Here is a 20509-nt window from a genome sequence, read left to right as displayed (position 1 = left end):
GGCAGGGATTCAGCCGATAATCCAGAAGGGTCCACCGGCGCCTGCCCTCCGGCTGGCCTCGTTTACAATGATAGATAAATCCCAAAGCTGCTCGCTCCGGGAATAACTGGCGGGATCAGCCACCATGATTTTTCCATCCTTCACTCCGCGAAGCACAATAAAGTGTCCTCCGGAAGTAAAGTGGCCTTTTGACATAATCGCCACCACCAGCTTACCCTCAGACAGTGCGTCCACGATTCGCTGCGCCTCTGACGCCGTACAGCCGGAAACGGGAAGTCCCCATGCTCCTGCGGCGGCCGGGATCAGCCCATGATAGGAACCGCTGCCCTTGCACCAATAGCCGTTTTTGTAGGACCATTCCGCCATCTTTACAGGGTCAACAGTTTCATTCGATAGAGAAGATACTACGATAGACATAGCGGTAGGACCACAGCCATAACCGCCGATATTGTCTGTCCCATAAGGCTTGCCGGCATAGCGTTCATCCAGTTGGTTGAAATAGACCACCTGCGTAACTCCATCAGAAAAAGTGACGCTGCCCAGAGAAGCAATGCTGTTGCCGTTCCAGCCAGTCAGATTCTGCAGCATTCCATCACCCAAAAACAGGCTTAGATTCTGGGCATAGTGATAGGCAAGTTCATTCTGTTCTTCTGTCAGGGCAAACACAGTATCGGCAAAGTAAGATTCACCGTTATAGACAATGGTATAAATCCTCCAGGTTTCGCTGACGGTGTTTTCTTCTCCTGTATCGGGATCTGTTTCCTTGCTTTCCCGGATTTCTTCTGTATAGGTGTAAGAATACAGGTGTTCTTTGTTGGCACGCAGGACAGACGCCATATCGTCAATAGAGATACTGGAAAAGTCTTTGCTCCGGGCCGCACAGTATTGTGAAACAAAAAGAGCGCTGTTATAGACCGGGCCGGAGGAGTAGGGATTGTTGATTTCCATACCATCGGCACCGGATGCCGTAAAATCTGCTTCGATCCGATTTGTAACATTTTCCAGTGCCTCATTTAAAATACTGTTAATGGTAAATGTAATCTCATTAGCAGTCTCGGTAATTACCGTATCGCTGTTAAGAATTGGATTTTCAGTATCTGCGGTTGAAAAAGCATTTGTAAACCCACCGAAAATAAGGCCGGGAAGCATTAAAACAAACATCACAGGAATCATAAGCAGGGCGATGACAGCCACAATGATTTTTCCTATATGTTTTCGCCCGGACCACAGAGCACCGGCAACAGCACCATAAGGGCCGCCGACCGCTGCCCCCTTTGCGGAAGCAGCTACCGCTTTTCCGGCTTTTACAGCGCCGCGGACAGTATGGGCCACGGACGCTCCGGTTTCCACAGCATCATCCAGACCGTTTTTCTGTTCTTCAGCCATTTATATCTTGTCCTTTCTGCGTGGTGTGGGCGGCAGCTTTTTCACGATAGATTCGTTATATGCAATCGAACCATCCGGAGCGAGATAAGGAGATTTGTCCACCGTGTCAACTGCATACTGTTTATACCAGGAGGTGCCATCTGCCGCATGAACCGTAGTGTGAGCGCCTTCTGGTGCTGCATATTGTGCAGTATGGTACATTCCGAAAGCAATCCCCTCCGGGTGTTCCTCGGAAGTTTCTGTACCGGTAATTCTGCCTCCACCGATTTCCACGTTGGAAAAGGTAGGAATATGTCCGGCATCTTCTCCCAAAGCGGCATAACCCATATAGGAGGACAGCGCCTCCGACGCCTTTTCTCCAGTAATCGTACCCTGCGCTGCAATACTGCCAGTTGCAACGGTGCTGATGATGTTATTCGCAAAATCACCGCCTTTGCTGACAGAGCTGGAATATAGTTTACCGCCAACGCCACCGGAGACTCCCTGTACTACTGCTCCCAGACCACCCACACTGCCCGATGGCTTGGATTCCGATGAGGTTGTCGCTGTCCTTACGGCACTGTTGGTAATATTGCGGTTGATAACCCCGGCAAGGCCGCCGCTCATAAAGCCACCGCCAAAGCCAGCTCCGCCGCTTCCTCCATTTGCTTTGACATTGGTAGAGCTGCGGGAACCACCGCCACTGAAGTGCTGACGGGAAAAGTTGCGTATGCCGCCTATTCCTTTGGTGGCTATCATGGCTTCGGCCAGCATGCTGCCGCCCGTGTGTCCTACGTTTACCCCCAGGCTTGCCATGAAAGAGTCAATTTTCTGTGAGATTTTCAGGAAAGCCACAGCGCATAGGAACCAGATCAGTACATTGCCGGATACCGCTTCCTTTCCAACGGCATCAACTTGTGACTGTACATCACTTTCTGATATGGCTGCAAAAGCCGGCTGACAGAACAGGCAGGCTAAACAGGCGACCATTAAGGCCGCATACAATATTTTTTTATACTTTTTCAATGATGTGCCTCCTTTACAATGAAAGCGGATTGGCTATGAAAGCTCCAACCATAGAAGTAAACAGCCGCAGGCACCAGGCGTTCATAAGCAAAAGAAATATCTGACCGCCGAGCATCCGGCACCAGGACTTCCAGATATTTGAGGTTGTCTGGGAGGCGCCCATTGAAAATGCTACCGGAGCCGTATAGACCAAAACACCCAGTAAGACATAGCGCTCCGCGGCTTCAAACAGTAGTTTAAGATAGTTCCATGCCAGAATCAGGACCAGGACCAGTGTAATAAGCGCTACTGCACCATTTGCACAGACGCCTATAATAGTCAGCATAACTGAGTTAAAATCGGCAAACTGCAGCGGCGGCAGGTCAGAATCCATAATCCATTGGTAAGGAGTCCCGCCAATGGTTAGTACTATGTTCACGATTTCGTCAGAGAAATAGGCCAGCAGAATGAACATAACCGAACGGATGCTCAATTTTATGGGATCTTCTGCCTCAACGCCGGCGCCCAGACCAAAGTTTTTAAATAACTGCCATACCCAATTCAGCAAGATAATGCCGATGGAAAGTGCGACAAAAACATTGTACATTGTCTCAGCCGCAGGAAAATATCGCAGAAAAACAGCCATATCACAACCTAAAGCACCCAAAACCGAAGTAGTAACAAGGTCAAGACCAGCCATTACCTGTTCTGCAATCCATTCAACGATACCGTCTAAAATGCCCATTCACTCACTCCCTTCTGTTGGGCATTGGCAGGCGTTTTTAACCTGTCCATTTGCCGTCCGAAAAGAAAGGTGTGATGTAGGCCATGATAAAGCCCAGACCGTTTAATACAATCCAGGAAATGCAGATGCGCTTTAGCCAGGCCCGGCTTTCGTCTACGGTTTTCCCAGAGCGGGAAAAGTTCATCATCAGCAGGGCAACCGATGCCGTAACGATTGCTGCCACTGTGGAAATCAGCAATATCTGGTTATAGACATCCTGCATGATTTCTTTTGCTTTGGTCCAGACATCCGTAGCAGCAAAAGCCGGCTGACAGAACATCATGGACATCATCACGCACAGAAAAGCGGTGTATGCTATTCTGGCAACGGGAATGTGATGCCGAAGCCGGTTTTCATGTTCCGGCTTCCGTGGGGATTTGGGAATCATCATTTTTTTCAATTTACAGACCTCCTGTATTTTTTTGCTCAAAGGAATAAAAAAGACCACACCCGCACTGGATGTAGTCTTACAGACCGCTGGCCTTGGGCGTAAAAAAACACCTTGCAAAAAGGTGTCGCTTTGCCGCCGTATTCGGTTTTGGATATAGATTTGAGCATATTTAGTTTAACACATAAGGATTTGCGCCGAAAGAGCAAAACTGTGCCAATTTCATTCCCTCCCCGCGCCAATTATTTGCCATCTTTTCCGGCAGGAAAAAACTGCTCCAAAATCGCTATGCTGTCCTTGGCGGTATATCCCCAAAGAACGGAACTCAAAGCCTCAATGGCTTCCCGCCGTCTGCGATAGTAGGTACGGAAACTGATATCACGTATATGCGGACGCAGCTTTTCAATAATCTCCTCCACATTCCGCAGCTGTTGGGGCGAAAGGAAGGAGTAGTACAGAAGCCAATAGTAAGATTCTCCATTTTTGTGTTTATTACGGAGCAGGTCAATGGCAGTGTCTAAAAGCTTTAACATCTGATGGCTGCGCTCAATGCACTCGGCATGGTGCTCAATATCTGAGCCAGACAGATCAGCTCCAGCAAGATAGATGGAATCGAGAAATTCCTCGATGGAGCTGCCATACTCAATTTCAAACCTATTGCGGACCTGTTGGACGGAAAGCTCCAGGCTCCACACTACATCACGATATTTCTTCAACAGCTTCCAGGTATTGTGATACAGTGGATTTTCAGTAATATCAATCATTTCATTCTTTTTCTTCATCAGTTTTTCCTCCTCATGGAATTCTCTCTGCAGGGAGAGAGTGTTAATTCAAAAGTTGCAACCGGCCGGTCATCGCCGCATAGAATTGTCAGCTCCATGCGTCTTATGGATACGTCTCGCGTGTGGTGTATATACATTTCCCCGCAGGCGTCCGATAAAGGAGATAACTTATATTTGGATTTCGGGCAGCCAAAACACGAAATTCCTTGTGCTGTCAGGAGTTTCGCCATTTTTTCCAGTATGATTTGAATGTGCGATTTTGAAACGCAGCAGAGCCCTTCTGAAATGGTAACCTCATGTTCTGTAACCGGCTCCTGAACCTCTGGCTGATTTCCTTCCGCTGGCAGTTCCAGCTTAATATTCAGAACCATGGCAACCTCCTCTTTGTCAATCATCACATCGGAAATCTGAAACATGGTAGACAGGTAATTTTGAAGATAAATCACGTTGCCATGGCGACCCGGAAACGTCATAAGAGAAAGATAACCGGCATCAGACAATTTCTTCAGGACACGGCTTACAGTGGCTTTGGAGAGTCCCCACCGGGCGCCCAGTTCACTGTAAGTCACCAGCGGATTGCCAGAACCGTTGCGCAGATAGATGACCGGTCCTATTTCCGAGCCTTGCACCTGCGGATCGTTATACACGGCAGACATCCACAAATCCAGTACGACATCCATTTCCGAGCAGCGGTTTGTGCTAATCAGTTCCGTGGTTAGGGATACTGGCAAAAAGAAAAATCCGCTATCCTTCTGGCAGGGCGCGTTGTATTCCAACACAGTGTTATGCTTTTTCCAACTGCGGATTTTGTATTTGATGACTTTACCGCGTCCCAGGGTGAGAAATGAAATTAAGTGCTGTCGTTGAAGCTCCTCCAGAATGCCCAGGGCCTGACATTGAAAACGGGTGCGGAACCATTCAGATACTTCCTTTAAGGTACAGACCCATTCGCCGGGATAGACCGTATAGCTGATACCATCTATGTGTCGGTAAGAGGTACGGAAGTTGGCATAGTTGGAAAGAACCGCAAAATAAAAAAGGCCGGAGCCCCCGCTTACGCGAATGCTCCGGTCGTTCATCAGACTTTGAATAAATTGCCGGTAGATCCGGCAGCGTGGGTAATCCACGACTTGCTTGATTTCTAATTGATATTCTGGCATATATACCTCCATCTTAACTTGTAGTATGATCCGATAGATGATAGAATAAGAGCAGCACTTCAATAGAGGAATCCCATAGAAATGCTGCTCGTTATTTGCTAATTATTTGCTAATTGGCGTCTCTAAAAATGAGTGAAAAATGCTTTTTGCTAATATTTTGCTAATTTCACGAAAAGGGTTGTAAGGCAGTGAAATTATGCAATGTGTACAATAATGACACGCGGATATAAGTTCTCACAGGGGAAAATCGACATAAGAAGATACATTAAGATATGGTAGGGAACCGTATGCCGTGGTTGTATCTTCCCTCCTAAGCGGAAGGCCAGCGGTTCGAATCCGCTCAGGAACGTTGCGACAGACGCCGAAAACCTTGGTTTTGCCAGGTTTTACGGCGTCTTTTTTGAGTTTGAAAACCGGAAACGAGCAGGAAATATCAAGACACCTTCATCTCAATCTGCTATAATGAAGCAGACTGTGAAAATTCTGATCTTGCATGAGAGTATTCGCAGATGAGAAAGAGGGGGAAAGAGATGGCAGATATCATTGTCCAGGGATTGACTCAAAATAATTTAAAGCATGTATCTTTCCGAATTCCAAAGGAGAAGATCACGGTATTTACAGGCGTGTCGGGATCCGGGAAGTCCAGTATTGTTTTTGATACCATAGCCGCCGAATCACAGAGGCAGATGAACGCCACCTATCCGGCATTTGTGCGGTCCAGGCTTCCAAAGTACCCGAAGCCTGCGGTGGAGCGCATTGATCATTTGACGGCTTCTGTAGTTGTGGATCAGTCGCCTCTGGGCGGGAACGCCCGGTCCACAGTAGGGACGATCAGCGGACTGTACTCCAGCCTGCGCCTGTTATTTTCGAGAATCGGCAGCCCCTATGTGGGGACTGCATCCTATTTTTCCTTTAACGATCCCAATGGGATGTGCAGGACCTGTTCCGGGATCGGTAAGATCACTCAGGTTGATATAGAAGCTATCCTGGACCGGGACAAATCGTGGAATGAGGGCTGCGTGAAGGATTCTTTGTACAGCCCCGGAACCTGGTACTGGAAGCAGTACGCCAAGTCGGGCCTGTTTGATTTGGATAAACCGTTAAAGGAGTACTCTGACGAAGAGTACAATCTTCTGCTGTACGGTTCCCGGAACGGCATGGATAAGCCGGAGAACCCGAAGGTGACCGGAATCTATCACAAGTACACGAAGACACTCCTGAATCGGGATATCAGCAATAAAAGCAGGCATACACAGGAAAAGTCACAGAACCTGATTGCCGAGACCGTGTGTACGGAATGCCATGGACAACGGCTGAATCAGGAGGCCCTGAGCTGTAAAATAAATGGCTGTTCCATTGCGGATTTATGCGGCATGGAACTCACTCAGCTTCGTGAGGTGCTTTTGCAGATCACCGATAAGACGGTGGATGTACTGGTGCAGACACTGATTGAAGGACTGGACCGGATGATCGAGATCGGCCTGCCGTATCTCCATTTAAACCGTGATACCCCATCCCTGTCCGGCGGCGAGGCCCAGCGCCTAAAACTGGTCCGGTATATGGGAAGCAGTCTGACAGGATTGACGTATATCTTCGACGAACCCAGCGCCGGAATGCATCCGCGGGATGTCTACCGCATGAACAGCCTTCTGAAACAGCTGCGTGACAAGGGCAACACGGTGCTGGTGGTGGAGCATGACAAGGATGTGATCTCAATCGCCGACTATGTGATTGACGTAGGCCCCCAGGCGGGGCAGAATGGCGGGGAGATCGTCTTTGCCGGCACGTATCCGGAACTGCTCCGGTCCGGCAGTCTGACGGGAAATGCAATGATGGAGACGCTGCCGGTCAAGATGGAGCCGAGAAAGCGAATCGGAAGTCTGCCGGTTCGCGGAGCCTGTCTGCATAATCTGAAGAATGTGGATGCAGACATACCGCTGGGGATTATGACCGTGGTGACCGGAGTCGCCGGTTCGGGAAAGAGCACACTCATATCCCAGGTATTTGCCAGACAGTATGAAAGCGACATCGTGATGGTCGATCAGGGCCCCATCACGGCAACAAACCGTTCCACACCCGCCTCTTATCTGGGATTCTTCGATGAGATACGAAAGCTGCTGGCCAGGGAAAGCGGGAAGCCGGACGGACTGTTCAGCTTCAATTCCACCGGTGCATGCCCGGTATGCGGCGGGAAGGGCGTTATTGTCACCGAGCTGGCATACATGGATCCTATTGTCACGGAGTGTGAAGCCTGTTCCGGAATGCGGTATAATGAGGATGCGCTGGCCTGCACGTACAAAGGCAAAAATATCGTTGAACTGCTGGGATTGACCGCATCACAGGCGATGGATCTGTTTGAGGATGCGAAGATCCGAAAACATCTGAAGGTAATGCAGCAGGTCGGACTCTCATATCTGACGCTGGGACAGCCTCTCAGCACCCTGTCCGGCGGTGAGCGCCAGAGAATCAAGCTTGCGAAGAACCTGGGGAAAAAGGGAAGTATAATCGTCATGGACGAACCGACCACCGGGCTGCATGCGTCGGATATTCAGAATCTTTTAAAACTCTTCGATCTGATCGTATCCCGCGGAAACAGTCTGGTTGTCATCGAACATAACCTGGATGTGATGAAGCAGGCGGACTGGATCATCGACATCGGGCCTGATGGCGGTAAAAACGGCGGGGAGGTCGTATTTGAAGGAACGCCCATGGATATGATACGGTCTGCAGAGACGCTGACGGCCAAATGTCTGCGGGCGTCCTGTGCACAATAGAAAAATCGAGGAAAATGCTGCTTTGCCTGCGGGTCGTGAGAGTCCGCGTGCAAAGCGGCTTTTTTTATTTCATAGGACAGTTCGTCCTATGAAATAAAAACCCTCCGGGCAGGATGCGCACTTCGCGCCAAATGATTTTTCCCATGAAATCCGCATGTAACGAATCGTACGCGGAACCGTCATGAAACGTCAGACCCGTTCTCACTTCTGGTTGTATAATTATGATGTTATCGTCTGCTGAATGGAAAGCGTGAGAAAGGGTATACAGGATGGAAAATAACTGGATCGATTTAAAACGGGCTCGGAAATTAGATGAAGAAACCGCGGAAAACCGGAAGACAAAGCAGAAGACATGTCTGATATTTTTGCTTGCGGCGGCGGGCGGCGCGGGCTTTCACTTTATGGGGATGGGAGCGGCGGCAGTCATTGGCTTTGTGGCCGCAGGACTGCTTCTGGTACTGATGCTGATTCAAAATACCGGAAAGCCAAAGAATTATCTGCGCATGGTTTACGAGGACGGGGTGGCGACACCGGCCATCGTGACAAAGACAGACCCACTGACGGTATATGCGCTGGGAAATCTGGATTATTCGGGAGAAAACCGTATTTACGGCCTGCGGTGGTTTGAACTGAAGGAACTGCCTGGACATCAGGCTGCAGTGGGGGAACGGATACCATGCGCCTCCATGTTTGAAGAGTCAAAGGAGAGGCCCCAGTTCCGGCGTTTTCGGATTCATCCATACTGCTGGGCGACGGATCAGAACACGGTTCTGGAGGAGAAGATCAGGGAAATCGATGAAAAGGAATGGGAACTGCTGAATTTTGCATATGAAAAGTACGGTGATCTGGAACACCTTGAGATTCTGGAGTTAAGGCCGGATGGGACTCCGATCTGCCGGCGTTATGACAACTCGGAAAAATACCGGCTTGTTGCCACGGAGGAGATGAAGGCGGCTCACCCGAAGAAAGCATACCCGGCTCCCCCTCAGCTGTCAGAGGGCATGAAGGAGAACGCGCTGTATCAGCGTCTTGCAGAGCTGGCGGCCAGAAAAAAGGTCTATGAATATATATGCCAGCCGGATGAAAAAGACGAGTTGATCACCATATTCAGCAATCCAGCGGAATTTGCAAAGCGGCAGCAGGAGAATCGGGACGCCTTGCAGGACAATGAGATTCCCCTCATCTTCTGTTACTGCATGGTCACCAGCCGGGGAATCTGGAGAAAAAAAGCGTTTATTCCCTGGAAACAGGCGGTAGTCACGACGGGTAAGGCCCCGCTGGGGGAAGACATGACCATCTACATCAATGAGAAGAGTATCGCCAGGCCTGCTTATCAGAGGACCTATTATCAGATCAGCCCGGAGGCAGAAGTATTGTACGCCCTGGAAGAAAGCTATATGAGAGAATTTTTTATGGAACTGGGAAATCTGGCGGACAGCCAGATATGAAAAGCAAAAGAAAAGGAGAAACAAAGTTATGGCAGTTGCAGTTACAGCTGCATTTATGGCAGTAATTATCGGTACGGCGGCATTGATCACCATAGTGATTGTATGTTATAAGAAACACGTCGAAAAGACGGCACTGCCGTTCCCTTTAGTAATTCAGGAGGCGGCGGTATGTGCGGTTCCGGAGAGTGCGGATTTTGAGAAAATACTGGTTGCGGGTATAAAAGACACCGTTCAGGCTATGAAGGGCTATGAGCGGATTCAGAGCGGTTACGACTCCCTGCCAAACTATATTGTCTGTTATCGGGGCGACGAACTGTATATTATGACGGCCATGTATTCAAATCGAAAAAAGATTGAAGTGGATACCAATAAAATTCTGCATTTTAAGAAAGAACAGATTCAGGAGATTAAAGCGGGAAAAAGCAGGGTGTTAATCTTCTTTAAAGAGAGCAGGCGCTTTTTTGCCATGGGGGTCAGCCCGGTGTTAGTTGCCCCGCAGACGGAGGCGTATGAGAATTTTATGGAATATATAAAGAAACTGGCCTCGGAGGTAAAGGAATGTATTTAATTTTATTCTTATGTATACCACTGGTTATCGCATTAGTACTGATTAAAGCAACAGAGAAAAGGAATAAAAAGAGGTATGAAGGCTTCTTAAGGGCAGTGAGGGACGGTTCAGAGAAAGCGGCGCCGCAAACGGCTGGCTTCGAAATCGTCATGGCCCAGGGCGCAAAGGACATGATTTCCACTGTGGCGGGATATGAACGGATCCAGACCGGCTACGCTTCACTTCCAAGCTTTATTGTCCGCTATCGGGAGAATGAGCTGTATATCATGGCGGTGCCCTGTCCATCCCTGGGATCCATGGAGCCGGATCCCGATTTTATCTTACATATTACCGCGGATCAGTTAAAGGAAGTGAAGTTTGGCCCTATGGGAAAAGTGGCCTTTTACTTTAAGGACAGCAAACAATTCTTTGCAATGACGGTGACGGAATATGCGATCCCGCTCGTAATGCAGCCGGTGGAAAGCAAAAAATTCAAGCCGTATATCAAAGAATTTGCACGAAGGGTTCATGGGGCATAACGGGGAAAAGGAGCAGCATGGAATTATTTAAGACATCTGGTATCATGGATGAGGCAGTGCTTAAAGAACTTGGGAAAAAAGGAATTCCGGCCTCGATGAATGCATTAATCATCATACTGTTCATGGGGGGAATAGCACTTATTTTCCTTGAAAAATACCTCCTTGCCGCAGTTTACCTTTTTGGCTTCCTGTTTTTTCTGCTCGTCAGGATACTGTTTAAGAGAATTACAGTGAACAAAAATCTGAGAAATATGAGGGAACTGAACGGTACGGACAGGTATGAATATATAACCTGGTTTGACGAGGAGGGGCTGGTGGGGATCAACCTTACCAACCATGCAGAAGTAAAACTGTTATACCAGTCTTTAAAACGGGTGGTGGAAACAGAACAGGTACTGGCAGTGGTGACCCGTGGAAGTCAGTTTCAGCCTGTCTTTAAAAAGGACCTGGAGAAGAGAGAACTGGAGGATTTACTGGCATTTCTGCAGAGCCGGAATAAAAAGCTTAAAATCATTCGTATGAAGCATAAGAAATAGAATCACATGGATGCTCATACATACCGCCATACACACAGCCGACAGGTCGTATTTACGCCTGGCGGCTTTTCTTCTTTATCAGGCCACGCAGGCTTGAATTATCGCCTTATTTTATATATAATGAATGAATACGGAAATGGAGATTTTTATTGGAAATATGAATAAAATGAGAAGTACAGGGCGTCACGATAAACAATTAAAGGAGACAGAAAAATGAGAGTAAAAAAGGTAGCGGCTGCGCTGCTCTGCGCGGCACTGATATCAGGTATGACGGGGATGACGGCACTGGCGGTGGTAGAGACCAAGATCAGTTCGGTATCTCTTGTGGTGGAAGCGGACATGGAGGTCGGACAGAATATTCAGGACCAGGAAATAGAAGTTACCCCGAAAAGCGATAAGTATTCCGCAGGAGAATATGAGTTCCTCAATACGGGCTTCTCCTGGTCGGAGGAGGACATCCCGGTTGTCAAGGTGAGCATCTACGCGGAAGACGGATACAAGTTCGCGGTATCGAAGGATAAAATCACCCTGCAGGGTGCAACGTTCGTAGATTACAGCCGTGAGGATGAGTCTCACACGCTGGTTATTACCATGCAGCTGCCGCCGCTGGCAGAGCAGACATCCGCCATCGAGCAGGCCGCCTGGACCTCCACGACGGGAGTATCCTGGAGCCAGTCCACAGGAGCCGGAAGCTATGAGGTGAAGCTTTACCGGGATGGAAAGACGGTGGGAACTACGAAGACCACAGCGGGGAATTCCTACGACTTCTCCGCGGCCATGACGAAGGCCGGAACGTATTTCTACCGCGTACGTCCGGTAAACAGACTGAAACCGGAAAACAAGGGAGAGTGGGTGGAATCCCCTTCCAGATATATTGACAACGATACGGCCGCAGCCATCTATCAGAACGGCAGCCCTGCGGGCGAGTGGAAGCAGGATGAATCCGGATGGTGGTACAGAAACGGGGATGGAACCTACACCGTCTCCAACTGGCAGCAGATTGACGGTGCATGGTATTTCTTTAATGAGCGGGGATACATGGCCACTGGATGGGTGGACTGGAACGGTACGCGGTATTACTGTGACGCCGCTGATGGTAAGATGCTGGTCAACACGACAACACCTGACGGACATACGGTAGGAGCCGACGGGGCTCTGGTGCAGTAGCGCCGATACAACAGAGAAAGAACGGATGCCTGTTCTTGGGAGGTAATTCTATATGCCGCAAAACAGCTTGCAGACTGGCTCACCGCTGATCGCCATCGCGGCGGATTCAGAGCAGAAGGTGATATATGTACATGAAGAAATGCAGACATTTCTGAGGTATCCCGTGTCAGATTGTTCCGGCATGGAGCTTTCCGAAGTGATCTGGGATATTGCGGAACAGCGGATGGAGTTCAAGCCGGATGAGAGGAGCTGGGAGGTGTTCTTTTCCAAAGAGGGAGAAGAGTACCGTCTGGCCGTCCAGCGGCTTGATTCCGGCCGGGATCAGGCTATGCCGGAAATCACCGTTATACTCCAAAAGAGCGGGGACGGGGAAAAAAGGCGTCTGGAACAGGAACTTTCCCTGAATTTACAGAGATATAAAATAGCGCTGTCCAGATGCAACAATATTATATGGGAATACCATGTGGATGAGGACTGCGCCTATTTGCAGGGCCTTCGGAGCCTGCCCTTTGTCCAGTCCGGGAAGATCGGGGACTTCAGTAAGAAGGTGATGAGGGACCGGTACGTGGACAAAGAGAGCCTGCCCGCCGTTCGCCAGATGTTTCTTGATTTGAGGGCGGGGAAGCTTATGGCTTGTGCACTCCTGCACACCAGTCAGCCCGACGGCGGCCAGAGCTGGTACCGGGTTACCCATACGATGCTACACGACGGAAACGGCCCGGACAACATCGCCATAGGCGTAGTCGAGGATATCAGTAAGGAACAGAAAGAACAGGAGAAATACCAGCAGGAAGAGAAGTACCGCCAGGCTCTGATGGGAGACGCGCTGGTATCCTATGAGATTGATATTGACAACGACATGATCATTGAAAAGATCATCGAGAAGAAAAAGGACATGCTGGCCTCGGTCGGCCTGTCGGTCAACTGCAAATATTCACAGTTTTTAAAATGCTGGGCGGAAAAGAATGTTCACCCGGAGGACCGCTTTCTCTTTTTGCAGGAGATGAATCCGAAATTTCTCCGCAGCCAGTATGAGAGAGGCCGCCAGGAGGCAGTGTGCGAATACCGCAGCTTAAACGCGGACGCGGAGATGATCTGGTGCAATACCACCATCTATTTAATCGAGTCAGGAGGCCATCTGACCGGTTTTGTCTATGTGAAGAACATCGAGGAGAAGAAGCGGAGGGAGCTGGAACTGCTTCGCCAGTCGAGAATCGATCCGCTGACCAATCTTCTTAACCGGGCGGCCTCTCTTCAGGAGATCAACTACATTTTAAATGAGAACGGTCAGAAGGAGAGCGCACTTCTCATCATCGACGTGGATAATTTTAAGAATGTCAACGATACCTTCGGCCATATGTACGGCGACAAGGTGCTGGCAGGAATTGCGTACAAACTGAAGAATATCTTTGATACGGATGCCATCGTGGGACGGCTGGGAGGAGACGAATTCCTGGTCTTTCTGTTCAATATCCAGGATGAGGATGTTGTATACCGTAAGGCGCAGATGGTGGCCAGAGAGCTTCAGACCATCCAGGAGGAGGGGGAAAACCGCATTGCAGTCAATAATTCCATCGGTATCGCCGTCAGCCCCCGCCACGGAACCAGATTTCAGGAGCTGTATGTAAAAGCGGATACGGCCCTGCGGTATGCCAAACAGTCCGGAAAGTCCTGCTACAGCGTGTTTGGAGACAAGATATCGAAAGTCGTCCCCATGGAGTATGTGAACCGGGAATGGCTGCTCGATGAACTGGAGGAGATTGTATACATCAGTGATATACAGGACTATACCTTGCTTTATGTGAACCGGGTGGGGCGCGATCTGTTTGGCATGAAGCTGGAAGACTTCGAAAAAAAGAAGTGCTACCAGATGCTTCAGGGAAGAAACACACCGTGTCCGTACTGCAATAACGCGAAGCTGGTGAAAGACAAGTTTTCCATGTGGGAATATGAGAATCCCTATTTAAAGAAATACTTCATTGTGAAGGACAAGCTGGTGGAGTGGAACGGCCGTCCAGTGCGCATGGAGATCGCCGTGGACGTGGGGAATCATATAATCGGGGACCGGGCGACAACCGCCAAATACCACATGGAGACGGTTATGCTGGAGAGTCTCAGGACTCTGAACAGCGCCGACGACTTAGAGACGGGCATCACCCGCATTCTGGAGCTGATCACCCGTTTTTACGACGGAGAGCGGTCTTATATCATCGAGATCGACCGGGAACATGGGTATGCCCATAATATCTACGAATGGTGCAGGGAAGGGGTGCCGCCCCAGAAGGCATCGTTACAGAACATAGCCCTGGACGCGATCCCCTATATCGTGGAGACCTTCAATAAAAAACAGCATTTGATCCTGTCGCAGGTGGAAGAACTTAAATGCACGTATCCCAGTGAGTATCAGTTTTTAACGAGACGGAACGCTCACAGTCTGTTTGCCGTACCGTTTGAAGATGAATCTGCATTTTGCGGATATATCGGGGTGGATAATCCGAATATCAACCAGGACACCATACGTTTCCTGGATTCCATCGCCTATAATATTGCAAATGAGATTAAGAAGAGGCGCCTCTATGAACGGCTGGAGTTCGAGGCCGGGCACGATACGCTGAGCGGCCTCTTAAACAGAAGCAGCTTCGTCCGCTACCAGAACGGGGTGCAGAGAAAGTACGGGGAGTCCTGTGGAATGATCACAGCGGACATTAACGGACTGAAACAGCTCAATCAGGATTACGGACATTCCAGGGGAGATGAAACCATCATCACGGTCACTGCGGTCATGCGGACCTGTTTCCCCGATGGGGAGATCTTCCGCCTAAGCGGCGACGAGTTCGTGATCATCGCCATGAACCAGGAGTATGAGGTCTTCATGAAGCATGTCAGGGAGATGGGGATAGAGCTGGATTCGAAGACGCCCAACGGAGTATCCTTGGGTGCCACGTGGGTGGAACACTTAACCGATCTCGATGTGCTTCTGCATCACGCGGAAGAGCTGATGCTGGTGAATAAACAGATTTACTACAAGAACAGTGACGACGTACGCAAACACTATTCGCCGGAAGGGATGAAGCTTTTAGTCCACGATGTGGAGCAGGGATATTACCGTCTCTATCTTCAGCCCAAGTTCGATCCGGAGACGGGAACGGTGCATTCTGTGGAGGCGCTGTCGCGGTATCAGGCGCCGGGCCATGAGCTGCAGTCCCCGGTCAAATTTGTATCGCTGCTGGAAAAGATGAAGCTTATCCGGTATCTCGATTTTTATATGCTGGAGGAGGTGTTCCGGCTTCTCTCCAGGTGGAAAGCGGAAGGCAGGCCCCTGATTCCCGTTTCCGTGAATTTCTCCAGAATTACTCTGCTGGAAAGCGATTTATTCCAGATGCTGACAGAGATTAAGAACAAATATGATGTACCCAGCAGCCTGGTAATGATAGAGATCACGGAGAGTATCGGGGATATCGAACACAAGGTGATAGAGGCTGTCGGATCGAAGCTGCGGAAAGCGGGGTTCCGCATATCGCTGGACGACTTTGGGGCGGATTACGCCAATATGTCCATCCTGTCCATCATGCATTTTGATGAGGTGAAGCTGGATAAGTCGCTGATTGAAAATCTGGTGGGGAATGAAAAGAATCAGATCGTTGTGAAGTGTATCATAGAGATGTGCCGCAGCCTTCATGTGGACTGTGTGGCGGAAGGGGTGGAGACAAAGGAACAGCTGGAGCTCTTAAAGGCCTACGGCTGCACCACCATCCAGGGCTACTATTACAGCAAGCCCGTGGAGGTGGAGCAGTTTTCGGTGTAATATTAAAACCAGAACCAGTCGAAGGAATCCCATTCCTTCTCCAGCTCGGAGATCTGTCTTCCGACCTTTTTAAAGCGGTGTGAGGCTACAAAGTACTGCACCACGTGGAAGACACCCAGTGTAAACAGGATAGCGCCCATCATCATGACCATGGCAGCAGCCGTGGCAAAAGGATTGAAGATAGCCAGAGCGCCTAAGAGGATGGTTAAAACAGCCGTGATTAAGTTAAACCACCAGGAATCCAGGCCAAACTTTTTAAGCTTCACAGAGGTCTTAAGGCCCAAAATTCCATAGACGGCCAGAAAGACGCCGAGGATAAGCGGAAGTATGGAGGTTGCGGCCAGCGGTTTAAAAAGGAAAATGACTCCGAATACGATGGGCAGAACCGCCAGCACACACTGCAGCCAGTAATTGGCAAAGCGGTTTCTGAACCGGGTAACTTCAAACAGTTTTGTGACGCCGTAGACGATGAAACAGACGCCTGTACAGATGCCGGCCGTCGCCAGGGTGGGTCCGGGCAGCAGAAGCAGCAGAAGGCCCAGCAGCGCGGCGCAGATGGATATGACAAGGTATGAGCGTTTCATTTCTTTCCAGATCATAGTAATTCTCCTTTTGTAATTGGACATTGGGATACCGGTGTTTTGTTAAAACAGGGCGGGCCGTCTTCTGCGGCCCGCCCTGTTCCGGGATGGAGGGCTTTTTCGTCCCGGGATTTGCCTGTTATTCGATTAAGATGCGGTGCGTTTCCTCAACCTGTTTCTGGGAGGTCTTCGGAAATTCCAGATGAAGGATACCATCCTCGAAGCGCGCCTTCATATCTTCCTGTTTCACACCCTCGCCGACATAGAAGCTTCTCTGGCACGAACCGCTGTAGCGTTCCTGACGAACGTACTTACCGGTTTTCTCGTCCTTCTCGCTTCGTTCCATACCGCGTTCAGCGGAGATGGTTACATAGCCGTCGCGAAGGTTGACGGTGATCTCGTCTTTCTTAAATCCGGGCAGATCCATATCGAGTTCATAGCCGTTTTCATTCTCTCTGATATCGGTCTTCATCAGATTCTTTTCCCGTTTCCCGAAGATCGGGCTCTTGAAAGCATCTTCCATAAAGTCGTCAAATAAGTTTTCTCCAAAAATACTAGGCATCATCATAAGTCATTCCTCCTAAAATGAATTTCTTATATGTGTTGACACCTTGTCGGCAGCACATATATGGTTAAAAGTCGGCCACCTTTTTCATTGTGGTGCTCCTTTTTGTTACAATTACGTTATAGCACCATTTGTTAGCACTGTCAACAGAAGAGTGCTAATTTTATGCTTTTTTCACAGAAAATTCATATTGTAAATACAATTTAAAGGGCTTGTTCCATAATGACCGTTATTAAGCAAAAAATAATTGTTTGAAATAGGAGGCATGAACTTGTATGAATGGATAAACTATCATATAATAGCACAAAGGAGAATTTTATGAAGAATTATATTGTACTGGATTTGGAATGGAATCAGAGCCCTGACGGAAAAGAGGGGACGATTGACCATTTTCCTTTTGAAATTATAGAAATCGGAGCGGTCCGCCTGGATGAAGCGTTTCAGGAGACCGGGCAGTTTTGCCGTCTGATCCGGCCGCGGGTCTATCCGCAGATGCACTACCGGATCTCCGAGGTAACCCATATGGACATGGCCGAGCTGGAACGCAACGGTGAGACGTTTGTGGCTGTCATCAGGGACTTTCTCCAATGGTGCGGGGACGACTGCGTGTTCTGTACCTGGGGGTCCATGGACTTGACGGAGCTGCAGAGAAACATGGCGTATTACGGCGTGGAGATTCCTTTCGACAAGCCCCTTCTCTATTACGATGTCCAGAAGCTCTACAGCCTTCTTCAGGGAGACGGAAAACAGAAGCAGTCGCTGGATATTACGGCCCGGGAGCTGGGAATCAGGGAAGACCGTCCCTTCCACCGCGCGCTTGACGATGCCCATTACACGGGGCGTGTCATGGCAGCCATGGACTTTGAGCGGGTGATGGAATACTGGTCCACCGATTATTACCGGCTTCCGGAGAGTAAGGAAGAGGAGGTCTACCTCATATTTCCCGGATACTCCAAATATATTTCGAGGACATTTGAGACGAAAGAGGAGGCGATCGCGGACAAGACGGTCACCGATTTAATCTGTTACCGCTGCAACCGTATGCTCAGAAAGAAGGTCCGCTGGTTCTCCGTGAATCAGAAGTTTTACTTTGCCCTGGGCGTCTGCCCGGAGCACGGATACTTAAAGGGGAAGATCCGCATGAAGCGCAGTGACGACGGACGAGTCTACGCCGTAAAGACCATGAAGCTGGTAGACGAGGAGGGGGCACGCCAGATCAGCGAGAAGAAGGAAGAAGCGAAGAAAAAACGCATTGAAAAGACGAAGCACAGAAAACAGAAGACGAATATAAAAATGCGGGGAAGCGATTAATTTTCGCTTTCCCGCATTCTGTATCCAACGCCGATTTCTGTGTAAATATATTGAGGTTCTGCCGGATTGATCTCCAGCTTCCTGCGGATATGAGCCATGTTGACCCGCAGGATCTGATTGTTGCTGTCCGCAAATGGACCCCAGATTCTGCTGATGATGTAATCATAGGTGAGAACTTTCCCGGACTGCTCGGCCAGCAGGGAGACCAGCTTGTACTCAATCTGGGTTAAGTGGACTTCCTTATCCTTCAGCGTGACGAGGCGTTTGTCAAAATCGATAACCAGATCACCGCTGCGGTACGGCGGCTGAACGAGAGTCCCATCCCCGGTGCTGACGGTCGGCTTGCCGTGGCGAAGTGCGGTGCGGATGCGCGCCAGAAGCTCGCTGGTGCCGAAGGGCTTCGTAATGTAGTCGTCTGCGCCGAAGTCCAGGGCCGCGACCTTTTCCTGCTCCTGGGTTCTTGCGGATATGACGATGATCGGGATGTTGGACCAGCTGCGCACATTCTTGATGATGTCGATTCCATCCAGGTCGGGCAGCCCCAGATCCAGAAGGATCATGTCCGGGCAGCAGGCGTTGATCAGAGACAGGCCCTCTTTTCCGCTGACGGCGGTGAGTACCTTGTAATCATGGGTCTCCAGTGCCGCCTCGATAAAACTCAGTATGTTTTTCTCATCTTCTATAATAACGATCGTTAACTTACTCATAGATATCTTCTCCTAACGGTAACGTAAATGTGAACCGGGCTCCCTGTTTTTCATTTGCGGCTGTTATGGTGCCGCCGTGGGCGGTAATGATGGTCTTGCAGATAGACAGCCCGATCCCCATTCCTTTGTGGGAATCTCCGCTGCTGTTCGGGGATGGCGTGTAGCCGTCAAACAGTGTGTCCAGCCGCTCCGGCGGAATTCCGGTGCCGTGATCCGTGATGTCGAACCAGGCCAGACCGTCGTGAACGGTGATATTTAAATCGATGGGTTCATCCGAGTGCGAGTGATAGACCGCGTTTTCCAGCAGGTTTATGATAACCTGCTCGATCAGGGTGGCGTCCATGGGCACCATGATGAATTCATCCGGTACGGTGACATGAACGGTAGCGTCGGGAAGGCGCTTGTGGAACCGCTGTACCGCCTCTGAGGCCACCTCCTCCAGCGGTTCTGAGGATTTCGTCACCTGGGTCTCGGTATCGCGGATTCTGGTGACGCTGAGCAGATTCTCCACCATGTTGAGGAGCCAGTTGGCATCCTCGTTGATGTTAGACACCATGACGGTCTTTTCGTCCTCTGTCATATGGTCCCTGTTTTCCAGGTAGGCGCTGCTGGCGCCGATGATGCCGGTCAGCGGAGTCCGCAGGTCATGGGAGACAGCTCTCAGTAAGTTGGCCCGCATCGTCTCCTTCTCGGCCTCCATCAGGATGTGGTTCTGCTCTTTTAAATGGGTGGTGGTGGTGCTTGTAATACCGGAGATCAGAAGCATGGCAATGAAGGTTACCGGATAGCCATCCAGTGTAAAATCCAGTTCCATAAACGGATACGTAAACACGTAATTCACACAGATAACACCGAAAATGGAGGCTACGATTCCGGGTACATAGCCGTCGGTGTAGCGCGCCGTCAGCATGACCGCCAGCATGAAGACGATCCCCACATTCGTCCGGTTTCCCCCGATAAAGAGAAACAGGGCGGAGCAGGTAGTAGCGGCAAGCAGGAAAACTGATGTGACGACGATATTCCGGATCAGATCTTCTTTTGGCAT

Annotated in this window: 18 protein-coding genes; 8 read left to right on the top strand and 10 right to left on the bottom strand. The window is 49.7% G+C overall.

Annotated features, from left to right (window positions below; genetic code table 11):
- Positions 1 to 9: 9 nt before the first annotated feature.
- From H8S80_RS27225 to H8S80_RS27200, 6 genes are all read right to left on the bottom strand, one after another.
- Positions 10 to 1386, bottom strand: coding sequence for a C39 family peptidase (locus H8S80_RS27225; protein WP_069159236.1), 1377 nt, complete (start codon positions 1384 to 1386; stop codon positions 10 to 12).
- The gene (locus H8S80_RS27220; RefSeq protein WP_069159235.1) at positions 1387 to 2391 is read right to left on the bottom strand and encodes a hypothetical protein; all 1005 of its coding nucleotides are present in this window, start codon (positions 2389 to 2391) and stop codon (positions 1387 to 1389) included. It lies immediately after the preceding gene.
- 13 nt (positions 2392 to 2404) lie between these two features.
- A complete protein-coding gene (locus H8S80_RS27215) occupies positions 2405 to 3115 on the bottom strand; it encodes a hypothetical protein (RefSeq protein WP_021893402.1) in 711 nt (236 codons plus the stop codon).
- Positions 3116 to 3152: 37 nt separating this feature from the next.
- Complete coding sequence (locus tag H8S80_RS27210; RefSeq protein ID WP_044913554.1) at positions 3153 to 3545, bottom strand: hypothetical protein; 393 nt, start codon at positions 3543 to 3545, stop codon at positions 3153 to 3155.
- 239 nt (positions 3546 to 3784) lie between these two features.
- Positions 3785 to 4324 carry a hypothetical protein gene (locus H8S80_RS27205; protein ID WP_009298626.1) on the bottom strand — a complete coding sequence of 180 codons (540 nt, stop codon included), beginning with the start codon at positions 4322 to 4324 and terminating at the stop codon, positions 3785 to 3787.
- Positions 4324 to 5484, bottom strand: a complete 1161-nt coding sequence (locus H8S80_RS27200; protein ID WP_069159234.1) for a MarR family transcriptional regulator — start codon at positions 5482 to 5484, stop codon at positions 4324 to 4326. The genes H8S80_RS27205 and H8S80_RS27200 overlap by 1 nt, the downstream gene beginning before the upstream one ends.
- A gap of 530 nt (positions 5485 to 6014) precedes the next feature.
- On the opposite strand from H8S80_RS27200, the gene H8S80_RS27195 reads away from it, so the two are divergent.
- The 7 genes from H8S80_RS27195 (at position 6015) to H8S80_RS27165 (ending at position 16300) form a co-directional block, all read left to right on the top strand.
- Positions 6015 to 8258 (top strand): ATP-binding cassette domain-containing protein, encoded by a 2244-nt coding sequence (locus H8S80_RS27195; protein ID WP_117633552.1) that lies wholly within the window; start codon positions 6015 to 6017, stop codon positions 8256 to 8258.
- Positions 8259 to 8527: 269 nt separating this feature from the next.
- Entirely contained in the window at positions 8528 to 9706 is a 1179-nt protein-coding gene (locus H8S80_RS27190; RefSeq protein WP_117633551.1) for a DUF3239 domain-containing protein, read from the top strand.
- 28 nt (positions 9707 to 9734) lie between these two features.
- The gene (locus H8S80_RS27185) at positions 9735 to 10274 is read left to right on the top strand and encodes a hypothetical protein (RefSeq protein ID WP_117633550.1); all 540 of its coding nucleotides are present in this window, start codon (positions 9735 to 9737) and stop codon (positions 10272 to 10274) included.
- Positions 10265 to 10792, top strand: coding sequence for a hypothetical protein (locus H8S80_RS27180; RefSeq protein ID WP_002605373.1), 528 nt, complete (start codon positions 10265 to 10267; stop codon positions 10790 to 10792). The genes H8S80_RS27185 and H8S80_RS27180 overlap by 10 nt, the downstream gene beginning before the upstream one ends.
- Before the next feature lie 17 nt (positions 10793 to 10809).
- Positions 10810 to 11328 (top strand): YcxB family protein, encoded by a 519-nt coding sequence (locus H8S80_RS27175; protein WP_117633549.1) that lies wholly within the window; start codon positions 10810 to 10812, stop codon positions 11326 to 11328.
- A gap of 213 nt (positions 11329 to 11541) precedes the next feature.
- The gene (locus tag H8S80_RS27170; RefSeq protein ID WP_117633548.1) at positions 11542 to 12495 is read left to right on the top strand and encodes a PspC-like choline-binding domain-containing protein; all 954 of its coding nucleotides are present in this window, start codon (positions 11542 to 11544) and stop codon (positions 12493 to 12495) included.
- Positions 12496 to 12547: 52 nt separating this feature from the next.
- Positions 12548 to 16300, top strand: coding sequence for a bifunctional diguanylate cyclase/phosphodiesterase (locus tag H8S80_RS27165; protein WP_117633547.1), 3753 nt, complete (start codon positions 12548 to 12550; stop codon positions 16298 to 16300).
- 2 nt (positions 16301 to 16302) lie between these two features.
- Here H8S80_RS27165 and H8S80_RS27160 read toward each other — a convergent pair whose 3' ends face one another.
- A complete protein-coding gene (locus H8S80_RS27160) occupies positions 16303 to 16899 on the bottom strand; it encodes an HdeD family acid-resistance protein (protein WP_117633546.1) in 597 nt (198 codons plus the stop codon).
- Positions 16900 to 17020: 121 nt separating this feature from the next.
- The gene (locus tag H8S80_RS27155) at positions 17021 to 17449 is read right to left on the bottom strand and encodes an Hsp20/alpha crystallin family protein (RefSeq protein WP_025531248.1); all 429 of its coding nucleotides are present in this window, start codon (positions 17447 to 17449) and stop codon (positions 17021 to 17023) included.
- 315 nt (positions 17450 to 17764) lie between these two features.
- Between H8S80_RS27155 and H8S80_RS27150 the strand changes: the two genes are divergently transcribed.
- Entirely contained in the window at positions 17765 to 18757 is a 993-nt protein-coding gene (locus tag H8S80_RS27150; RefSeq protein ID WP_117633545.1) for a 3'-5' exonuclease, read from the top strand.
- On the opposite strand, the gene H8S80_RS27145 is transcribed toward H8S80_RS27150, so the two are convergent.
- Together H8S80_RS27145 and H8S80_RS27140 are read right to left on the bottom strand one after the other, a co-directional pair.
- Positions 18754 to 19464, bottom strand: a complete 711-nt coding sequence (locus H8S80_RS27145; RefSeq protein ID WP_002605366.1) for a response regulator — start codon at positions 19462 to 19464, stop codon at positions 18754 to 18756. The genes H8S80_RS27150 and H8S80_RS27145 overlap by 4 nt on opposite strands.
- The gene (locus H8S80_RS27140; protein WP_243008040.1) at positions 19457 to 20509 is read right to left on the bottom strand and encodes a sensor histidine kinase; all 1053 of its coding nucleotides are present in this window, start codon (positions 20507 to 20509) and stop codon (positions 19457 to 19459) included. Before H8S80_RS27140 ends, H8S80_RS27145 begins: the two co-directional genes overlap by 8 nt.

This window comes from Hungatella sp. L36 (assembly GCF_014288035.1).
Note: the sequence above shows the minus strand (reverse complement) of the source record. Positions and strands in the feature narration are given on the sequence as shown.

Bases quoted from the DNA above. Each gene is read 5' to 3' on its own strand.
- H8S80_RS27170 (WP_117633548.1), top strand. From the start codon at position 11,542: ATGAGAGTAAAAAAGGTAGCGGCTGCGCTGCTCTGCGCGGCACTGATA.
- H8S80_RS27140 (WP_243008040.1), bottom strand. From the start codon at position 20,509: ATGCCAAAAGAAGATCTGATCCGGAATATCGTCGTCACATCAGTTTTC.
- H8S80_RS27225 (WP_069159236.1), bottom strand. From the start codon at position 1,386: ATGGCTGAAGAACAGAAAAACGGTCTGGATGATGCTGTGGAAACCGGA.
- H8S80_RS27190 (WP_117633551.1), top strand. From the start codon at position 8,528: ATGGAAAATAACTGGATCGATTTAAAACGGGCTCGGAAATTAGATGAA.
- H8S80_RS27150 (WP_117633545.1), top strand. From the start codon at position 17,765: ATGAAGAATTATATTGTACTGGATTTGGAATGGAATCAGAGCCCTGAC.
- H8S80_RS27195 (WP_117633552.1), top strand. From the start codon at position 6,015: ATGGCAGATATCATTGTCCAGGGATTGACTCAAAATAATTTAAAGCAT.
- H8S80_RS27145 (WP_002605366.1), bottom strand. From the start codon at position 19,464: ATGAGTAAGTTAACGATCGTTATTATAGAAGATGAGAAAAACATACTG.
- H8S80_RS27180 (WP_002605373.1), top strand. From the start codon at position 10,265: ATGTATTTAATTTTATTCTTATGTATACCACTGGTTATCGCATTAGTA.
- H8S80_RS27200 (WP_069159234.1), bottom strand. From the start codon at position 5,484: ATGCCAGAATATCAATTAGAAATCAAGCAAGTCGTGGATTACCCACGC.
- H8S80_RS27205 (WP_009298626.1), bottom strand. From the start codon at position 4,324: ATGAAGAAAAAGAATGAAATGATTGATATTACTGAAAATCCACTGTAT.
- H8S80_RS27165 (WP_117633547.1), top strand. From the start codon at position 12,548: ATGCCGCAAAACAGCTTGCAGACTGGCTCACCGCTGATCGCCATCGCG.
- H8S80_RS27155 (WP_025531248.1), bottom strand. From the start codon at position 17,449: ATGATGATGCCTAGTATTTTTGGAGAAAACTTATTTGACGACTTTATG.
- H8S80_RS27160 (WP_117633546.1), bottom strand. From the start codon at position 16,899: ATGATCTGGAAAGAAATGAAACGCTCATACCTTGTCATATCCATCTGC.
- H8S80_RS27175 (WP_117633549.1), top strand. From the start codon at position 10,810: ATGGAATTATTTAAGACATCTGGTATCATGGATGAGGCAGTGCTTAAA.
- H8S80_RS27185 (WP_117633550.1), top strand. From the start codon at position 9,735: ATGGCAGTTGCAGTTACAGCTGCATTTATGGCAGTAATTATCGGTACG.
- H8S80_RS27210 (WP_044913554.1), bottom strand. From the start codon at position 3,545: ATGATGATTCCCAAATCCCCACGGAAGCCGGAACATGAAAACCGGCTT.
- H8S80_RS27215 (WP_021893402.1), bottom strand. From the start codon at position 3,115: ATGGGCATTTTAGACGGTATCGTTGAATGGATTGCAGAACAGGTAATG.